Annotated in this window: 17 protein-coding genes; 11 read left to right on the forward strand and 6 right to left on the reverse strand. The window is 44.3% G+C overall.

The window, feature by feature from the left end; all coding sequences use genetic code 11:
- Window positions 1–65: 65 nt before the first annotated feature.
- On the reverse strand, window positions 66–533 hold the full coding sequence (locus tag MTX11_RS08280; RefSeq protein ID WP_004646102.1) for an Lrp/AsnC ligand binding domain-containing protein: 468 nt from the start codon (window positions 531–533) through the stop codon (window positions 66–68).
- 140 nt (window positions 534–673) lie between these two features.
- On the opposite strand from MTX11_RS08280, the gene MTX11_RS08285 reads away from it, so the two are divergent.
- From MTX11_RS08285 to MTX11_RS08300, 4 genes are all read left to right on the forward strand, one after another.
- Complete coding sequence (locus tag MTX11_RS08285) at window positions 674–1,933, forward strand: D-amino acid dehydrogenase (RefSeq protein ID WP_164542813.1); 1,260 nt, start codon at window positions 674–676, stop codon at window positions 1,931–1,933.
- Between the two features lie 34 nt (window positions 1,934–1,967).
- Entirely contained in the window at window positions 1,968–3,080 is a 1,113-nt protein-coding gene (alr, locus tag MTX11_RS08290) for an alanine racemase (protein ID WP_243474870.1), read from the forward strand.
- A 48-nt stretch (window positions 3,081–3,128) separates the two neighbouring features.
- Window positions 3,129–3,494 (forward strand): RidA family protein, encoded by a 366-nt coding sequence (locus MTX11_RS08295; RefSeq protein ID WP_114541406.1) that lies wholly within the window; start codon window positions 3,129–3,131, stop codon window positions 3,492–3,494.
- Between the two features lie 169 nt (window positions 3,495–3,663).
- Window positions 3,664–5,091, forward strand: a complete 1,428-nt coding sequence (locus tag MTX11_RS08300) for an amino acid permease (RefSeq protein ID WP_004279236.1) — start codon at window positions 3,664–3,666, stop codon at window positions 5,089–5,091.
- A 58-nt stretch (window positions 5,092–5,149) separates the two neighbouring features.
- Here the strand turns inward: MTX11_RS08300 and MTX11_RS08305 are convergent, their stop codons facing one another.
- Window positions 5,150–5,602: a CopD family protein gene (locus MTX11_RS08305; RefSeq protein WP_243474871.1), complete on the reverse strand. Its 453-nt coding sequence runs from the start codon at window positions 5,600–5,602 to the stop codon at window positions 5,150–5,152.
- 23 nt (window positions 5,603–5,625) lie between these two features.
- A complete protein-coding gene (locus MTX11_RS08310; protein ID WP_004730606.1) occupies window positions 5,626–6,855 on the reverse strand; it encodes a beta-ketoacyl synthase N-terminal-like domain-containing protein in 1,230 nt (409 codons plus the stop codon).
- A 273-nt stretch (window positions 6,856–7,128) separates the two neighbouring features.
- Between MTX11_RS08310 and MTX11_RS08315 the strand changes: the two genes are divergently transcribed.
- From MTX11_RS08315 to rimI, 7 genes are all read left to right on the forward strand, one after another.
- Window positions 7,129–8,613: an EcsC family protein gene (locus MTX11_RS08315; protein ID WP_243474872.1), complete on the forward strand. Its 1,485-nt coding sequence runs from the start codon at window positions 7,129–7,131 to the stop codon at window positions 8,611–8,613.
- Window positions 8,614–8,769: 156 nt separating this feature from the next.
- Entirely contained in the window at window positions 8,770–9,144 is a 375-nt protein-coding gene (rpsL, locus tag MTX11_RS08320; RefSeq protein WP_002050319.1) for a 30S ribosomal protein S12, read from the forward strand.
- A gap of 180 nt (window positions 9,145–9,324) precedes the next feature.
- Window positions 9,325–9,795 carry a 30S ribosomal protein S7 gene (gene rpsG / locus MTX11_RS08325; protein WP_004279240.1) on the forward strand — a complete coding sequence of 157 codons (471 nt, stop codon included), beginning with the start codon at window positions 9,325–9,327 and terminating at the stop codon, window positions 9,793–9,795.
- A 128-nt stretch (window positions 9,796–9,923) separates the two neighbouring features.
- Window positions 9,924–12,059, forward strand: coding sequence for an elongation factor G (gene fusA, locus MTX11_RS08330; protein WP_004646111.1), 2,136 nt, complete (start codon window positions 9,924–9,926; stop codon window positions 12,057–12,059).
- 93 nt (window positions 12,060–12,152) lie between these two features.
- Window positions 12,153–13,343: an elongation factor Tu gene (tuf, locus tag MTX11_RS08335; RefSeq protein ID WP_004646112.1), complete on the forward strand. Its 1,191-nt coding sequence runs from the start codon at window positions 12,153–12,155 to the stop codon at window positions 13,341–13,343.
- Window positions 13,344–13,567: 224 nt separating this feature from the next.
- Window positions 13,568–14,449, forward strand: coding sequence for a metal-dependent hydrolase (locus MTX11_RS08340; RefSeq protein WP_243474873.1), 882 nt, complete (start codon window positions 13,568–13,570; stop codon window positions 14,447–14,449).
- 105 nt (window positions 14,450–14,554) lie between these two features.
- Window positions 14,555–15,013, forward strand: a complete 459-nt coding sequence (rimI, locus tag MTX11_RS08345; protein ID WP_005104810.1) for a ribosomal protein S18-alanine N-acetyltransferase — start codon at window positions 14,555–14,557, stop codon at window positions 15,011–15,013.
- Between the two features lie 15 nt (window positions 15,014–15,028).
- Here rimI and MTX11_RS08350 read toward each other — a convergent pair whose 3' ends face one another.
- The 3 genes from MTX11_RS08350 to trxB form a co-directional block, all read right to left on the reverse strand.
- Entirely contained in the window at window positions 15,029–15,844 is an 816-nt protein-coding gene (locus MTX11_RS08350) for an arginyltransferase (protein ID WP_219307073.1), read from the reverse strand.
- Window positions 15,845–15,865: 21 nt separating this feature from the next.
- Window positions 15,866–16,597 (reverse strand): leucyl/phenylalanyl-tRNA--protein transferase, encoded by a 732-nt coding sequence (gene aat / locus MTX11_RS08355; protein ID WP_243474874.1) that lies wholly within the window; start codon window positions 16,595–16,597, stop codon window positions 15,866–15,868.
- A 92-nt stretch (window positions 16,598–16,689) separates the two neighbouring features.
- A complete protein-coding gene (trxB, locus tag MTX11_RS08360) occupies window positions 16,690–17,652 on the reverse strand; it encodes a thioredoxin-disulfide reductase (RefSeq protein ID WP_004646117.1) in 963 nt (320 codons plus the stop codon).
- Window positions 17,653–17,865: the final 213 nt, after the last annotated feature.

A 17,865-nucleotide genomic window follows, 5' to 3' on the forward strand; every position in this document is an offset into this window, starting at 1 on the left:
TTCAATCTCAAAGCCCCGTTTGGGGCTTTGTTGTTTTTGCTGGTAGCTTTAGAAATTCAAAATCATTAAATACCCAAGTCCAGATATAAACTTTCTTTGACTTCTTCCATCACCACATAACTATGTGAAGATGCAGAAGCGGGCAGTTTTTTCAGTAAATCCCCCAGTAAACGGCGATAAGCACTCATTTCTTTTAAACGTGCTTTGACCAGATAATCAAAATCACCGGAAATTAAATGGCATTCCAGGACTTCTGGAATCTCAGTCAGATTACGAGCCACCTGATCAAAGACATCTCCTGATTTGGCGGAGAGTTTGATTTCCAGAAAAACCAGCAGGTTGCGCTCCAGCATTTCCGGATTTAAACGGGCGTAATAGCCCATGATGATGCCTTCGCGCTCTAGCCGTTTTACCCGCTCTGAACAGGGCGTGGTCGATAGATTGACGCGTGCTGCAAGTTCGCTAATGGCAATCCGGCCATCGCGTTGCAGGATATCCAGAATCATGCGGTCAATGCGGTCTAATTTGCGCATCAATATTTCCCTCTTTTTTTTAATTCTGCCCGAAAAAATATTTATTTCACTGAATATACAGTCTGAATATAGTGAATTTAACTATTAAAGCAAAAATATACTAGTGAAATAAACTGAAAAGATGTTTGAGGGTTAAGGTAATGCGCGTATTGGTTTTAGGTAGTGGTGTGATTGGTGTGGCAAGCGCTTACTATCTGGCGCAGCAGGGAGCAACCGTGACTGTGCTGGATCGTCAGGCAGGTCCGGCGCAAGAAACCAGCTTCGGTAATGCCGGGCAGATTTCTCCAGGATATTCGACCCCTTGGGCTGCACCAGGTATTCCATTTAAGGCAGTCAAATGGATGTTTCAGCATCATGCACCGTTGGCGATTAATGTCGATGGCAGCTTGTGGCAATTGCAGTGGATGGCACAAATGCTGAAAAACTGTAATGCCCAGCATTATGCAGTCAATAAAGAACGAATGGTGCGTGTGGCTGAATACAGCCGTGACTGTTTACGTAATTTGCGCCGTGATATTGGCATCTCTTATGAAAACCGCGCGAAAGGTACTTTGCAGATTTTCCGTAAAGATGCGCAGCTGGATGCAGTTCAGCGCGATATCGAAGTTCTGAAGGAAACTGGAGTTGAGTTTGAACTGCTGGATCGCGATGGACTGGCGCGTGTAGAACCGGCATTGGCACAGGCAAAAGACAAACTGGTGGGTGGTCTTCATTTACCCAATGATGAAACAGGTGACTGCTATCTGTTTACCAATGCCCTGGCAGAACATGCCAAAGGGATGGGTGTAGAGTTCAAGTTCAATCAAAACGTTGAAAAGCTGATTGTAGAAGGTGACCAGATTAAGGGCGTTCTGGTGAATGGTCAGGTGCTCACTGCAGATAAATACGTGCTGGCCTTTGGTAGTTATTCACGTGATTTCCTCAAACCGCTTGAACTGAATTTACCGGTATATCCAGTAAAAGGTTATTCATTGACGATTCCTATTTTAGATCCGGCCTTCGCACCGCAATCTACCGTGCTGGATGAAACCTATAAAATTGCGATTACACGTTTTGACCAGCGCATTCGCGTCGGTGGAATGGCGGAACTGAGTGGTTTTAACCTAGGTCTGAATGAAGACCGTCGCGGCACGCTGGAAATGGTGACCCGTGATTTATTCCCAGGGGGCGATATGAATCAGGCCAGCTTCTGGACAGGCCTGCGTCCAATGACCCCGGACAGTACGCCAATTATTGGAAAAACCCGTTTTAAAAACCTGTTCCTGAATACCGGACATGGCACGCTAGGCTGGACCATGGCTTGTGGTTCAGGGAAATTAATCAGCGATCTGGTCTTGGCCCGTGATCCTGAAATTAGTACCGAAGGTCTGTCATTGGCGCGCTATCACCAAGCAGCTTAAGACCATCTGAGGCGGAATATTCAAGGAGGAATGTATGCCACGTCCCATTACTGCGATCATTCATCAACAGGCGCTTGCGCATAATTTAAGTGTGGCGCGCCAATGTATGCCCAATAGTCAGGTATTTGCCGTGGTCAAGGCCAATGCCTATGGGCACGGGATTGAACGTGTCTATGCTGGACTTGAAGGTGCACACGGTTTTGCCTTTCTGGATATTGAAGAGGGCGCGCGGCTACGTGCGCTGGGATGCAAGAAGCCGCTAATGTTGCTCGAAGGTATTTTCGCTTTTGAGGATTTATTTGCATGTGTGAAGCATGAAATGAGCTTTGCCATTCATTCCCGACATCAAGTGCAATGGCTGAAACAGTTTGCCGAAATAGCGCCGGATGCACAGTTTGATGTGTATTTGAAAATGAACAGCGGCATGAACCGTCTGGGTTTCGAGCCGCAGCAATATGCAGAGATCTGGCAGGAGCTGCAACAGCTGAACACTGTCCGTTCCATTACCCATATGACCCATTTCTCCGATGCGGATGGCCAGCGTTTTGGCGTGGACGGGATTCAGTATCAAAACCTGATTTTTAGCCAGTCCATTCAGGGGCTTGAAGGTAAAATCTCGCTCAGTAATAGCGCAGCCATTCTGCGGCATCATCAAACCCTTCATTCAGACATTGTACGTAGCGGCATCATGCTGTATGGCAGTTCACCAGATTATCCAACACACACGATTCAAGACTGGAATCTGCAACCGAGCATGAGCTTGCGCAGTGAAATTATTGCCATTCAAACGATCCAGACAGGTCAGAGTGTTGGCTATGGTTCCAAATTTATTGCCATGCAGGAAATGCGGGTCGGGATTGTGGCCTGTGGTTATGCCGATGGTTATCAACGACTATCGGAGACCGGTACACCCGTGCTGGTAGATTCAATCAAAACGCACACATTGGGTCGAATCAGTATGGATATGCTGGCGGTAGATCTGACTGCACTGCCGCACGCAGATATAGGTAGTGAAGTGGTACTTTGGGGCCAATCTTCCCAAGGTGTGGTTTTGCCGATTGATGAAGTGGCGGCCAGTTCAGGCACCATCGGCTATGAGCTGATGTGTGCGGTGACCGCTCGGGTTCATTTCCAGATTGACGCTTAAATTTTTAATTTAAATTTTATTTAAATATCCCAAACAAGGAATATCAGCATGACACAGGCAAATACAGCCATTCAGCGACTCAACAGCAATCAAATCATGAGTGCGGTGACGATTCATCAGCAAACCGTGTATCTATCGGGTCAGGTGCCGAATAGCACGGATCTGGATGTACGCGGACAAACACTGGAAGTCTTTGCAAAAATTGAGGAATTGCTCGCATTGGCAAATACCGATAAAAGCCAGCTGCTTTCTGCACAATTATTTGTCAAGCATCTAGATGATTTTGCTACCGTAAACCAGCTTTGGGTGGAATGGTTACGAGGTCATGGTACGCCGGCACGTGCTACGATTCAGGCAGATTTGGTCAATCCGGACTGGCTGATTGAAATTGCAGTCATTGCAGCTCAAGCTTAATTGAATTTTTGATATTGAAATCTCCCATGCAATGATTTAAGTCGTTTTAGTGCAGTAAATCTCACTGAACAGCGCAGTAAAAAGTATGAAAATGTCATAATAAGCGTTCGAGGACTGAACGTTGTAAATTCAGCTTGATGCTGTTGTAAAGATTAAAAAGGATGTAAAAATGAAAACCACCCCGGGCACAGAAGACGTAAAATCGTCGCCGCATGAGTTGCAACGAAAACTCTCTAACCGACATTTGCAGTTAATCGCCATTGGTGGCTGTATCGGTACTGGCCTGTTTATGGGATCGGGAAAAACCATCTCCCTGGCAGGCCCTTCAATTTTGATCATTTATATGATCATTGGTGGCATGTTCTTCTTCCTGATGCGTGCGTTGGGTGAAATGCTGTTGTCCAATCTGCATTACAAATCTTTTATTGATATGGCCCATGACCTGATCGGGCCGGGTGCTGGCTATTATATTGGCTGGTCGTACTGGCTGGGTTGGGTGCTGGTAGGGATTGCCGATCTCGCGGCGATTATTAACTATTTGAGTTTCTGGCTGCCCGAAGGCATGGCCTTTACCCCGATGGGGCAGGCGATGATTAGTATTGGCTGTGTGCTGTTTATTCTCGCGATTAACCTAGTCACGGTAAAACTGTTTGGTGAGATTGAATTCTGGTTTGCACTGATCAAGATTTTAGCTATTCTCGGTTTGATCTTTGTCGGTGGTTATATGGTGTTTAGCGGTTTTCAGGCACCGAGTGGCGCTGTCGCCAGCTTTAGTAATGTCTGGGCACATGGTGGTTTATTTCCCAAAGGCTTTACCGGTTTTCTGGCAGGCTTCCAGATTGCCATGTTTGCCTTTGTCGGGGTGGAACTGCTCGGCACCATGGCGGCAGAAACAAAAGATCCGGAAAAGAATTTACCCAAAGCGGTCAACGCCATTCCTACACGGATCATTCTGTTCTATGTATTGTCATTGCTGATGATCATGTCGGTCACACCGTGGCATCTGATTCCTGCGGATCAAAGTCCTTTTGTGAGTTTGTTTCTGTATGCCGGTATTCCAACTTCAGCCATTATCATGAACCTGGTGGTGTTGTCGTCAGTGATGTCCTCTATGAACAGTGGCGTATTCTCGACCAGCCGTATGTTGTTTGGTCTGGCACGTGACGGACAAGCACCTCAAGCTTTGGCGCGGTTATCTAGCAGAGCTGTACCAGCCACAGGGTTATTTTTCTCCTGTGCTTTTATTATGTTGGGGGCAGCATTTCAGTATTTTGTGCCAAACACCATGGAAGCCTTTACTCTGGCGAGTTCGCTGTGTGTGATCCTGTTTATTAGTATCTGGAGCATCATTATGGTGTGCTACATCCGTTACCGTAAGCAGCAACCGCAAAAGCATGCCGCCTCGACCTTTAAAATGCCGGGTGGAGTGTGGATGTCTTATGTGGTATTGGCATTCCTGTTATTCGCCTTGATTATTTTAAGTCTGGAACCCGATACCTTAAAGGCTCTGATGATCAGTCCTTTATGGTTAATTATTCTGGCAGTGACCTATCGTTTGCTGTATAAGCCGCGTATGCGTCAGCGTGGTAATCCTTAAATATTCAGACATAAAAAAATCCCCGACTGATCGGGGATTTTTTTATTGTGCAGGTGAATTAGAAAGTAGGTTTAACCACGACTAAAATCACCACTGCAAATAAGATCAGGGTTGGCATCTCATTAAAATAACGCCAAAACTTGTGTGACTTGTAATGTGCATTATCAATCAGCTTCTTGCGGTAATAACCACACACCAGATGGTAAATCACCAATAAGCCGACCAGGCCGACTTTAAGGTAAAACCATAAGGCTTCATGGTAATGACGCGTTGCATCACCCCAATCCACCAGAAAGTGTGCCGTAATCAAGGTGGCCAACATGGCTGGCCACATGATGCCACGGTACAACTTGCGTTCCATGACTTCAAAGCGTTGATGACTGATGGCATCTTCGCTCATGGCATGATAAACATATAAACGTGGCAAGTAGAACAAAGCCGCGAACCAGCAAACTACTGCAATAATATGTAATGCTTTTACCCACAAGAAAGCATCAGAAGGAGCATCCATCAAGTCACCCTAAACTGGGCAGCTTAGCCTTCCCATTTTTTGAAAATGAGACAAGCATTTACGCCGCCGAAACCGAAACTGTTACTCATCACAGTATTCAATTTTGCGTCACGTTTTTCAAGCACGATATCAAACGGTTTTGCGCCTTCATCCAGCTCGGTCACGTTGATGTTTGGCGCAATAAAGTCATTTTGCATCATCAGAACTGAATAAATCGCTTCCTGAACACCAGCAGCACCCAGACTGTGACCTGTCATTGACTTGGTTGAGCTTAGTGGCGGAACCTGACCTTCACCGAAAGCACGTTCCATTGCTTTAAGTTCTGTGATGTCACCCGCTGGAGTAGAAGTACCATGTGTATTTACATAGTCAATTTTATCGACACCGTGTTGTTTTGCTTCTTCTAAAGCCATCAGTACACAACGCGTTGCACCTTCACCAGATGGTGCAACCATGTCGGCACCATCCGAGTTAGCTGCATAGCCTACGACTTCGGCAAGAATGTTGGCACCACGCGCTTGCGCATGTTCCAAAGACTCAAGGATTACAAAACCACCACCACCGGCAATCACGAAACCGTCACGGTCTGCAGAATAAGGGCGTGATGCTGTTTCAGGGCTGTCGTTGTATTTAGAGCAAAGTGCGCCCATCGCATCAAACAACAAGCTTTGTGACCAGTGATCTTCTTCACCGCCACCTGCCAGCATTAAATCTTGTTTGCCGAGTTGAATCAGGTTGTAGGCATAACCAATCGCATCCGCAGAAGTTGCACATGCACTAGTAATGGTATGTGCTACACCTTGTAATTTGAATGCAACGCCAACGTTAGCCGTAATGGTGTTGGTCATATTACGTGGTACAAAGAAAGGACCGACTTTACGCGCACCTTTGGTTTGCAATAATTCGTTCATTTCAATAACGGAAGCAGTTGAACCGCCACCTGAACCACCCGCGATACCATAGCGTGGGTTGCCAGCTAGATCTTCAACCTTTAAACCTGCATGTTCAACTGCAGCAAGAGCTGAGTTGTACGCATACATTGCACATACACCCATAAAGCGTTTCAGTTTGCGGTCGATCCCGTCGAAATCCTGCTCGGCTGCAGCACTGACATGACTTTTGAAATTGAGTTCAGCATAAGTCGGATTAAAACGTGTTCCTGAAATCCCGTTTTGTAAAGAATGGTTTACATCCTCTAATGTATTACCAATACATGAGTTAATACCCATGCCAGTGATGACAACACGTTTCATCTACAGATCCTTATAGTTTGCTCTATGCTCAGCGGCAGATATCTGGGTTTTAAAATCGCCCAATCCAGCGCTTAGCCTTATTTCATGATGGGGAACATGATAGCAGAAAGACTTTTGAAATCTTATGGCAAATGTTATGCCGTGTGACAGTCGGTTGAGTTTGTGAGTCGGCGTGTAGGGGTTTTACTAAATGAAACAGAATAAAGTTGAGATAAACGCTGACTACACCTAGTATTTATACCAAATACAAGCACATGAATGCTGAGGTAAAAAATGGTAAATGCTAATAATAAACAATCTAATGGTCTGATTTCGAATGCCTTTGGAGTGGCGAAAAAGTTCAGCTCAACTGGATTGGATTTATTGAATCATGTTGCACCGGATTCGGTAACTAAAGCGTTGAAGCCTTCTAGTTCCGATCAGGTGATTGACGGTTCGGCGAAGACGAAAAGCGCTTTTTCAGCAAAAAAATATGATAATCCTCAGCAAATGCTTCGCGAGCATCTTCCAAATGTCTCTCGTCAACTTCTCGGGCGCCGCTTTAATACCGTGAATAATGTCGCGCATTTTGTTTCTCCAGACTTAACCGAAAAAGTGTCTAACTACTTTTATGACCGTCTGAATCAATTCAGTAATCAAACCAGTTCGGTGGATGCCATTCTGAATGAAGCTGGAGCGAAAGATTTAGAAGAATTGACTCAGGACGTCGACCGATCCAAGCGAATTTCACAGGCTTTAGGTGAACAAAACAAATGGATTGCGACGGTTCAGGGTGCAGTGAGTGGTGCTTCAGGGATGCTTGGCACCGCGATTGATATTCCCGCTTCTTTACTGATGGCGTTGCGTACCATTTATCAAGTCGGTCGCTCTTATGGTTTTGACCTGAGCAAAGAAGATGATCAGGAAATCGTCCAGCATATCTTTAGACAGATCGACCTGAGCCTGATTGCAGAAAAGCAAACCTTGTTATTGGGTTTAAAAGCGTTAAGTAATACCCTTAAAACTCATGATATCTCGCAGTTACAAGCCATGCTAGGTTCTGATAATGATGTCAGCGCTATCAAACAATGGCTAAGTCGTCATGAGGGAGAGGCTAAATGGGAATGGATGAATCATCTGCCAAAAATTTCGATTCTGGAGCGATTAACCAAACTAACGCCTCTGGCAAGTGCAGGTATTGGTGCAGTATATAGCCACCGTTTTGTCGAGGATGTAAATCAGAAAGCTCAAGAAGCATTCTCACATGCACGCCAATACCTGATTCAGCATCAGGATTCGCAATTGTCTCCTTATGCTGCCTATGAAAAAGCAGTCAGTTTGTTACAACAGGCAACTCCGAAACTCCTAAATGGTGCCTCTCACGACGTTGAGCTTTCGAAAGATAAGCCGATCATGGGTAAAGATATTGCGATTGAAGGCAATAACACGATTACCCAAGTCAAGCTGGTCAAAAAAGAGCAGAATGATCTAAGCTCTGAAGAAGCAGAAGTTAAGAAAGATGAAAAGGTGAGTGAAGGGCTGGAGGCGCTTAACGATGAGTTGGTTGAACCTGCGGTAGATAAGCAGTCGCAACAACCCGCTTTAACCAAAACTTCATTTGATCCGGAAATCGAAGCTGAACTGCATCCAGAAGCTGCTGACGAGGCAGAAGCTGCTACAGAGACTTCACAGCAGGGCGTAGACGATCAAGAAAATTCGGAAACTAAATCTGAAGCTCAAGACGTGACCAAAAAAGCTGGTAAAAATTCAAAAAAATAAGCGAATTTTGAAGGTAAATAAAAGCAAGCAAATGTCGTGAGAAACGGCATTTGCTTGGCTTGAGTAGGTTGACCAATTTTGCATCTTGAATTACAATTGCATGCCCTCAAAAAGTAGTAGTTTTTTGGGGCTTTTTATTAACGGGAGAATTGCCAAATGGCAACAACAAATCAGTTGATCCGCAAGGGTCGTACGACTTTAGTTGAAAAATCTAAAGTTCCTGCGTTGAAGGCTTGTCCACAGCGCCGTGGTGTTTGTACACGTGTTTACACAACTACACCTAAAAAACCTAACTCAGCAATGCGTAAAGTTTGCCGTGTTCGCTTAACTTCAGGTTTCGAAGTTTCTAGCTACATCGGTGGTGAAGGCCATAACCTACAAGAGCACAGTGTTGTTCTTATCCGTGGTGGTCGTGTTAAAGACTTACCAGGTGTACGTTACCATACCGTTCGTGGTTCTTTAGACTGTGCTGGTGTTAAAGATCGTAACCAGTCTCGTTCTAAATACGGTACTAAACGTCCTAAGAAATAATTCGTTAAGAATTAAATTTTAAGAACGTAGAACCGCAATCCTTTATCGTCTCGCTTGTCTGATTTCTGCATTAATTTTGTGAAAATTCCAAGCGACGTATAGTAAGGCCAGCGAGTAGTACATGACACTTTGTACTCATGCTGGATAAACCTGAAGTGTCATCTTTATAGGTAGTTTAAAATGCCAAGACGTCGCGTAGTCGCTGCTCGTGAAATCCTTCCGGATCCTAAGTTCAGCAGCCAAACAATCGCTAAATTCATGAACCACGTAATGCAAGATGGTAAAAAATCTATTGCTGAAAGTATCGTTTACGGTGCTTTAGACCGCGTTCAAGAAAAATCTAAAGTAGACCCAGTTGAATTTTTCGAGACTACTCTTGAAAAAGTTCGTCCTATGGTCGAAGTAAAAGCACGCCGTGTTGGTGGTGCTACATACCAAGTTCCTATGGAAGTACGCCCATCCCGTCGTACTGCTCTAGCGATGCGTTGGTTAGTAGATGCTGCTGCTAAGCGTTCTGAAAAAACTATGGCTTTACGTCTTGCTGGCGAGTTGCTTGATGCATCTGAAGGCAAAGGCGCTGCGGTTAAGAAACGTGAAGATGTGCACCGTATGGCTGAAGCCAACAAAGCATTCTCTCACTACCGTTTCTAAGCAGATAAAACAGGCCCTATTCAGGAGGGTGACAAGACCGTCATGGTTCTGTCACCAAAGCGCTTTAAGTTGCTATGCAACTTAAAGCGTCCTGTTTTAAACAACAAAATTTAGGAATGCTAGAAATCATGGCACGTCAAACCCCAATTTCTCGTTATCGTAACATTGGTATTTCTGCGCACATTGATGCGGGTAAAACCACAACTACAGAACGTATTTTGTTCTACACAGGTGTATCTCACAAAATTGGTGAAGTACACGATGGTGCAGCAACAATGGACTGGATGGAGCAAGAGCAAGAACGTGGTATTACCATTACTTCTGCTGCTACGACTACATTCTGGTCAGGTATGTCTAAACAGTTCCCTGAACACCGTATCAACGTAATTGATACACCGGGACACGTTGACTTCACAATTGAAGTTGAACGTTCTATGCGTGTTCTTGATGGTGCGTGTATGGTTTACTGTGCTGTAGGTGGTGTACAACCTCAGTCTGAAACTGTATGGCGTCAAGCGAACAAATACCAAGTGCCTCGTTTAGCATTCGTGAACAAGATGGACCGTACTGGTGCCAACTTCTTCCGTGTTGTTGAACAAATGAAAACACGTTTAGGTGCATCTCCAGTACCTGTAGTAATCCCTGTTGGCGCTGAAGAAAACTTCCAAGGCGTAATCGACTTGATCGAAATGAAAGCGATCATTTGGGACGAAGCTTCACAAGGTATGAAGTTTGAATACGGTGAAATCCCGGCTGAACTTCAAGAAACTGCTGAAGAATGGCGTACAAACATGGTTGAAGCTGCTGCTGAAGCTTCTGAAGAGTTAATGGATGAATACCTGAACAATGGCGATTTGACTAAAGAACAAATCGTTGCTGGTCTACGTGTCCAAACTTTGGCTTGTCAAATTCAACCAATGCTTTGTGGTACAGCATTCAAAAACAAAGGTGTTCAACGTATGTTGGACGCAGTAATTGAATTCTTACCGTCGCCTACAGAAGTTAAAGCGATTGAAGGTGTTCTTGACGATAAGGCTGAAACTAAAGCGATTCGTGAAGCATCTGACGAAGCTCCGTTCTCTGCACTTGCGTTCAAAATCATGAACGACAAATTCGTAGGTAACTTAACTTTCGTACGTGTTTACTCTGGTGTTCTTAAACAAGGTGATTCTGTTTATAACCCAGTTAAATCTAAACGTGAACGTATCGGCCGTATCGTGCAAATGCACGCGAACGATCGTCAAGACGTTGAAGAAATTCGTGCGGGTGATATCGCTGCGTGTGTAGGTCTTAAAGACGTAACTACAGGTGATACACTTTGTGATGAGAAAAATGTCATCACACTTGAGCGTATGGAATTCCCAGAGCCAGTAATTGCATTGGCTGTTGAACCAAAAACTAAAGCTGACCAAGAAAAAATGTCAATTGCTTTAGGTCGTTTGGCTAAGGAAGATCCATCATTCCGCGTTCGTACTGATGAAGAGTCAGGTCAAACAATCATCGCTGGTATGGGTGAACTTCACCTTGACATTATTGTTGACCGTATGAAGCGTGAATTCGGTGTTGAAGCAAACATTGGTAAACCAATGGTTTCTTACCGTGAAACGATCAAAAAGTCAGTTGAGCAAGAAGGTAAATTCGTTCGTCAAACTGGTGGTAAAGGTAAATTTGGTCACGTATACGTACGTTTAGAGCCAATGGATGCTGATGCTGGTAAAGACTACGAGTTCGTTGAAGAAGTTGTTGGTGGTGTAGTTCCTAAAGAATTCTTCGGTGCTGTGGATAAAGGTATCCAAGAGCGTATGAAGAATGGTGTCCTTGCTGGTTACCCAGTAGTTGGCATTAAAGCTACATTGTTTGACGGTTCTTACCACGATGTCGATTCGGACGAATTATCGTTCAAGATGGCTGGTTCTTATGCCTTCCGTGACGGTTTCATGAAAGCAGATCCTGTTCTTCTTGAACCTATCATGAAAGTTGAAGTAGAAACTCCAGAAGACTACATGGGCGATATCATGGGTGACTTAAACCGTCGTCGTGGTATGGTTCAAGGTATGGATGACTTGCCTGGTGGTACTAAAGCAATTAAAGCTGAGGTTCCACTTGCTGAGATGTTTGGTTACGCGACTCAAATGCGTTCTATGTCTCAAGGCCGTGCAACATACTCTATGGAATTTGCTAAATATGCTGAAACTCCACGTAACGTGGCTGAAGGCATCATTTCTAAATTCCAGTCTGGCGGTAAAAAAGGTGACGACGAGTAATCTTTCGATTACTATAAGCCCAAACTAATTCATAGTTAAAAACCAAGTGCTCATGCAGTGATCCTGCATGAGTAGTTTAAAAAGGAAGATCTCATGGCTAAGGCTAAGTTTGAACGTAATAAGCCACACGTTAACGTGGGCACAATTGGTCACGTTGACCATGGTAAAACAACTTTAACAGCTGCAATTGCAACTGTATGTGCGAAGAAATTCGGTGGCGAAGCGAAAGACTACGCTGCAATCGACTCTGCACCAGAAGAAAAAGCACGTGGTATTACAATTAATACTTCACACGTAGAATACGATTCTCCAACTCGTCACTACGCTCACGTAGACTGCCCGGGCCACGCCGATTATGTTAAAAACATGATTACTGGTGCTGCTCAGATGGACGGCGCGATCCTTGTATGTGCTGCGACTGATGGTCCTATGCCACAGACTCGTGAACACATCCTGCTTTCTCGTCAGGTAGGTGTACCTTACATCGTTGTATTCTTGAACAAATGCGACCTTGTAGACGATGAAGAGCTTCTTGAGCTAGTTGAAATGGAAGTTCGTGAACTTCTTTCTACTTACGACTTCCCGGGTGATGACACTCCAGTAATTCGTGGTTCTGCTCTTCTTGCGCTTAACGGTGATGACAGCCAATACGGCGAGCCAGCTGTAGTTGCGCTTGTTGAAGCACTTGACTCTTACATTCCAGAGCCAGAGCGTGCAATTGACCTTCCATTCCTTATGCCAATTGAAGACGTATTCTCAATCTCTGGTCGTGGTACAGTAGTAACTGGCCGTGTAGAGACTGGTATCGTTAAAGTAGGTGAGTCTGTAGAAATCGTTGGTATCCGTGATACTCAAACTACTACAGTAACTGGCGTAGAAATGTTCCGTAAACTTCTTGACGAAGGTCGTGCGGGCGAGAACTGTGGTGTTCTTCTTCGTGGTACTAAGCGTGAAGACGTACAACGTGGTCAAGTATTGACTAAACCAGGTGCGATCAAGCCACACACTAAATTCGATGCGGAAGTATACGTACTTTCTAAAGAAGAAGGTGGTCGTCACACTCCATTCCTTAACGGTTACCGTCCACAGTTCTACTTCCGTACTACGGACGTAACTGGTGCGATCGCGCTTAAAGAAGGCGTGGAAATGGTTATGCCTGGTGACAACGTTGAGATGTCAGTAGAGCTAATCCACCCGATCGCAATGGACCCAGGTCTACGTTTTGCGATCCGTGAAGGCGGTCGTACAGTTGGTGCTGGTGTAGTTGCTAAAGTAACTGCATAATCGCTGATTTTGTAAGAAAAGCGCCTCTTTGAGGCGCTTTTTTTTGATTCAAACTTTTTATAAAACTAAAAATAGATTGTCGGACAATGATTTTAAAAGCTGTCCTTATCTGATATTGGCTTGACCTAAACTGCACTTATGTAAAAAAAATTACCACGTAATATACAGATAAGAATATGAATATTACATTTTCGGGCCTGGATTGGCCCGATGGGAGTGGTCACATGAATGCGAAAGTAAATATTACCAATCGTGCGGGTGCAAGTTTTCCAGTTCGTCGTATGAACTTTGATTTTGATGCTGTACCGGAATATTGGATGAATGGTTCAGCAGGTCTCACTCATTTTATGACGGCATTATCTACGCTATTTCCAGCAGGTGAAAAGTTTTTTATAGATTCAGTCCGTGCGGTACGTAAACATCCTGCGATTGCCAATAATGAAGCATTACAAAAAGAAATTTCCGCTTTTATTGGTCAGGAAGCGATGCATACTCACGAGCATATCGGCTTTAATGCATCTGCACAAAAACATGGGCATGATGTCGAGACGCTTGATCGTTATACCGATAAAGTCATTCAAACGACACGTAAAGTCATGGCTAAACTGGGTAAGCCTGTGGGAATTACCCAAGAAATGGTAGATTTGACTGCAACCACGGCACTTGAGCATTTCACTGCAACCATTGCCTCACAGCTTTTGACCAATAGCCACATTCAGGAATTGATGACAGATGAAACCATGAAAACCATGTGGTTATGGCACGCCATCGAGGAAAATGAACATAAGGCAGTGGCTTATGATGTCTTCGAAGGAGTTTTTGGCAAAGGATTAAAAGCCTATACACTGCGTACTTCATCCTTGGTCATCGCAATGGCAACCTTATTTGTGGTGCAAAGCTATTTCCTCGCCCGTTTGCTTAAACAGGATCAGCAGTTTAATCTTGAGTCCTTAAAAGCCATTTATACCTATGCCTATAGTCCTTCTAAAGGTGTCATTACGGGTATGGTGAAAGAAATGCTGATGTATTTTAAACCGGGATTCCATCCGAATGATCATTATACAGATCAACTGTTGGCGACCTGGAAAGCCAAATTGGGTTTGTGACAGAACTGAAGATTGGAGAGCGACTAAAATCGCTCTTTTTTTTGCTCGATTTTTTGGATGAAGTTTCTATAATGCGGAGGTTGATTCTATATAAGATGAACGAAGATGATTCGTTTAATGCAAGCAGCGGATGTAGAAGTCGTTGCAAAGATTGAAAAATCAGTTCAATCACATCCCTGGACTTTAAAACAGTTCGAAGATGCTGTAACGGCTTATCAAAGTACCGTGATTGAAGTGCAAGGGCAGGTGGCCGGATTTTGTATTTTACAACCAGTGCTGGATGAAGCCAATTTATTGCTCATGGCAATTGATCCGGCACAGCAAGGTCAGGGCTTGGGCTATCAGTTGCTGGAGGCTTCAGTGGCGATGCTAAAAAATAATCCGGTGCAGATTTTCCTGGAAGTGCGCGAGAGTAATCTGGCTGCGATCAAGCTGTATGAAAAATCAGGCTTTCATCAGATTGATCTGCGCAAGAATTATTATCCTAACAGTAACGGAAGCCGTGAACATGCCATCATTATGGTGAAAGCATGTACGGATGATTTTGCCAGTCTGTTTAAATAATACAAACTGACGACCTTATTTAATAATTTGGTGATTCCATCCGCTGGGTAAGGTCGTCATTAATGAGTTTCCCAATTGCTGAATCTCCGTGGCACTCAATGCATGATTTAAACGTCGCCATTGTCCATCGATCAAGAGTTCCAGTGGCAGATACTGAGATTTGTAATTCATCTTGTTGGAATGTGGCACCCAATATCCCAGATAGATAAATTGCAAGCCCAGCTTTTGTGCATGTTCAATCTGTTTCAAGATTGCAAAAGCACCAAGTGAGCGGCGATTTTCATCTGGGTCAAAGAAGGTATAGACGGCAGAAATGCCATCATCCAGCAAGTCACAGGTTGAAACACTGATTAGACGCTCATCTTGCCATAATTCTAGAAAGAAGCTGTCGGCACAGCTTTGTAATAAAAATTTTTCGAACTGATCCCGAGTGGGTGGGAACATGTCGCCATCTGAGTGGCGTTCATTAATATAGCGTTCATACAGCGCATAATGTAGATCACCGGCGTGCTCTGGACTGGTAATTTTCATCACCAGGTCCTGATTCCGTTTCCAGGCTTTTTTTTGTGAACTGTTCATGCGGAATTCAGCAACGGGTACACGCGAAGACAGACATTGACGACACAGATGACATTCGGGTCGATAGACGAAATCACCACTGCGGCGGAAACCGGTACGTGACAGTTCCGATAAAGTGACTACATCAATTCGATGTGCAGGATCCAGAAAAACCATGCGCGCCGACTTGTTGGGCAAATAGCTACAATCATGCGGCGGCGTAATATAATACTGTAAATCGTTCAGTAGGGCCTTTGGCTGATAAGAGTTCATAACAACTACCCTCTGTTATTTTCATTCACTTAAGCGCGCGTTTTGCGCTATTGTTTTACTTGAAAATACACCTTCCTGATACTTTTTCCAATCGATAGCAGGCTTTTTTACAATATCTTGTAAAGAATTAAGATAAGCTTGGCGAGAAATTGTGCAGGCACCCAGGCTTAACAGATGATCGTTGACCAGTTGGCAGTCGATCCAGGATAGTTTATTTTCCTGTCCAATCAGCATTAAAGTATAGAAAGCCATTTTAGAAACATCGGTTTGCGTACTAAACATGGATTCACCAAAACAGCCTTGACCGATGGTCACACCATAAAGTCCACCGACGACGCGATCTTCATCCCAGACCTCAATGCTATAGCCATATCCTGCGTCAAACATGTCGCAATAGCCTGCGATAATATCTTCACTGATCCAGGTGTCGTCTGCATAAGCACGAGGCAATGAACAGGAACGAATCACTCTTTCAAAAGCATGATTGACCGTAATCTTATAGTCCTGCTTTTTCATATTACGTAGCAGGGATTTGCTAGGATGATAATCTTCGGGGCGAATAATACAGCGTGGTTCCGGACTCCACCAGCAAATCGGATCACCTTCTGAAAACCATGGAAATAATCCATGCGTATAGGCTTCATAAAGTGTGGAAGGGGAGAGGTCTGCACCAATACAAATCAATCCTTCACCTTCAGGATCAACCTCGACCGGATTGGGAAAAATGAATTCTGAGGGAGGAAGTAAAGACATGGCAGACCCAACATAAATCTATAGATAAATCATCATCTCATTCTAGCAATAAAAAAGCCGCCCATAATGGACGGCTTTTTTATTCTTGCTGCTTAGTCTAGTTTACCCATCGCATCAAGATATTTTTCCGCATCAAGCGCAGCCATACAGCCTGAACCCGCAGAAGTAATGGCTTGACGATAAATGCTGTCCGCAATATCACCTGCTGCAAATACACCCGGTACGGAAGTTTGTGTTGCATTACCTGCAGTACCGCTTTGCACCTGGATATAGCCGTCACGAAGCTCTAACTGGCCTTCGAACATGGTGCTATTTGGCTTGTGACCAATCGCCACAAACATACCCGTCACATCAACATTTTGAGTAGAATCATCTTGAGTTGATTTAAGACGAACTGAAGTCACGCCAGATTGTGCATCACCTAAAACTTCATCGACCTGATGGTTCCAGATAATGCTGATCTTGCCTTCTTTTTCTTTAGCAAATAAATGATCTTGCAGGATTTTTTCAGAACGTAGTGAATCACGACGGTGAACCAGAGTCACGTGAGAAGCAATATTGGATAAGTACAACGCTTCTTCAACAGCAGTATTACCTCCCCCTACAACCATTACTTTCTGGTTTTTATAGAAGAAACCATCACAGGTCGCGCAAGCGCTAACACCTTGACCCATATAGGCTGCTTCAGATTCCAGACCGAGGTATTGTGCAGTTGCACCGGTACAGATGATCAGAGCATCACAGGTGAACTCTTCCATATCGCCTTTTAATACGAACGGGCGCTGGCTAAGATCCACTTCATTGATATGGTCATACACGATTTCAGTGCCAAAACGCTCTGCATGTGCCTGCATACGTTCCATCAATGCTGGACCAGTCAAACCTTCGGGATCACCCGGCCAGTTATCGACGTCAGTCGTCGTGGTCAGCTGACCGCCCAGTTGCAAGCCTGCAATCAGGGTAGGTTTCAAGTTTGCACGCGCTGCATATACTGCTGCGCTATAGCCTGCAGGGCCAGAACCTAAAATAATCAGTCGTGAGTGACGTGCGCTCATCAGCTGTATCCTTTTTTATTTAGAAATTTATTGAATTATACGTGAAACTGTATAACAGTGGTGTGAGATTAAAGTCGATATTATTGATCATTGAAATCGATTTGGGCTATATAGCATAAGTAACATTGTGCTTGCACAATAGTGCATCTTTTTTCACAGAACAGGTGCATAATATACATTTTATTGCGTCGCTTTTTTCAAGCATTGAAGCAA

The organism is Acinetobacter lwoffii (genome assembly GCF_022809915.1).
Taxonomy (GTDB): Bacteria; Pseudomonadota; Gammaproteobacteria; order Pseudomonadales; family Moraxellaceae; genus Acinetobacter; species Acinetobacter lwoffii_M.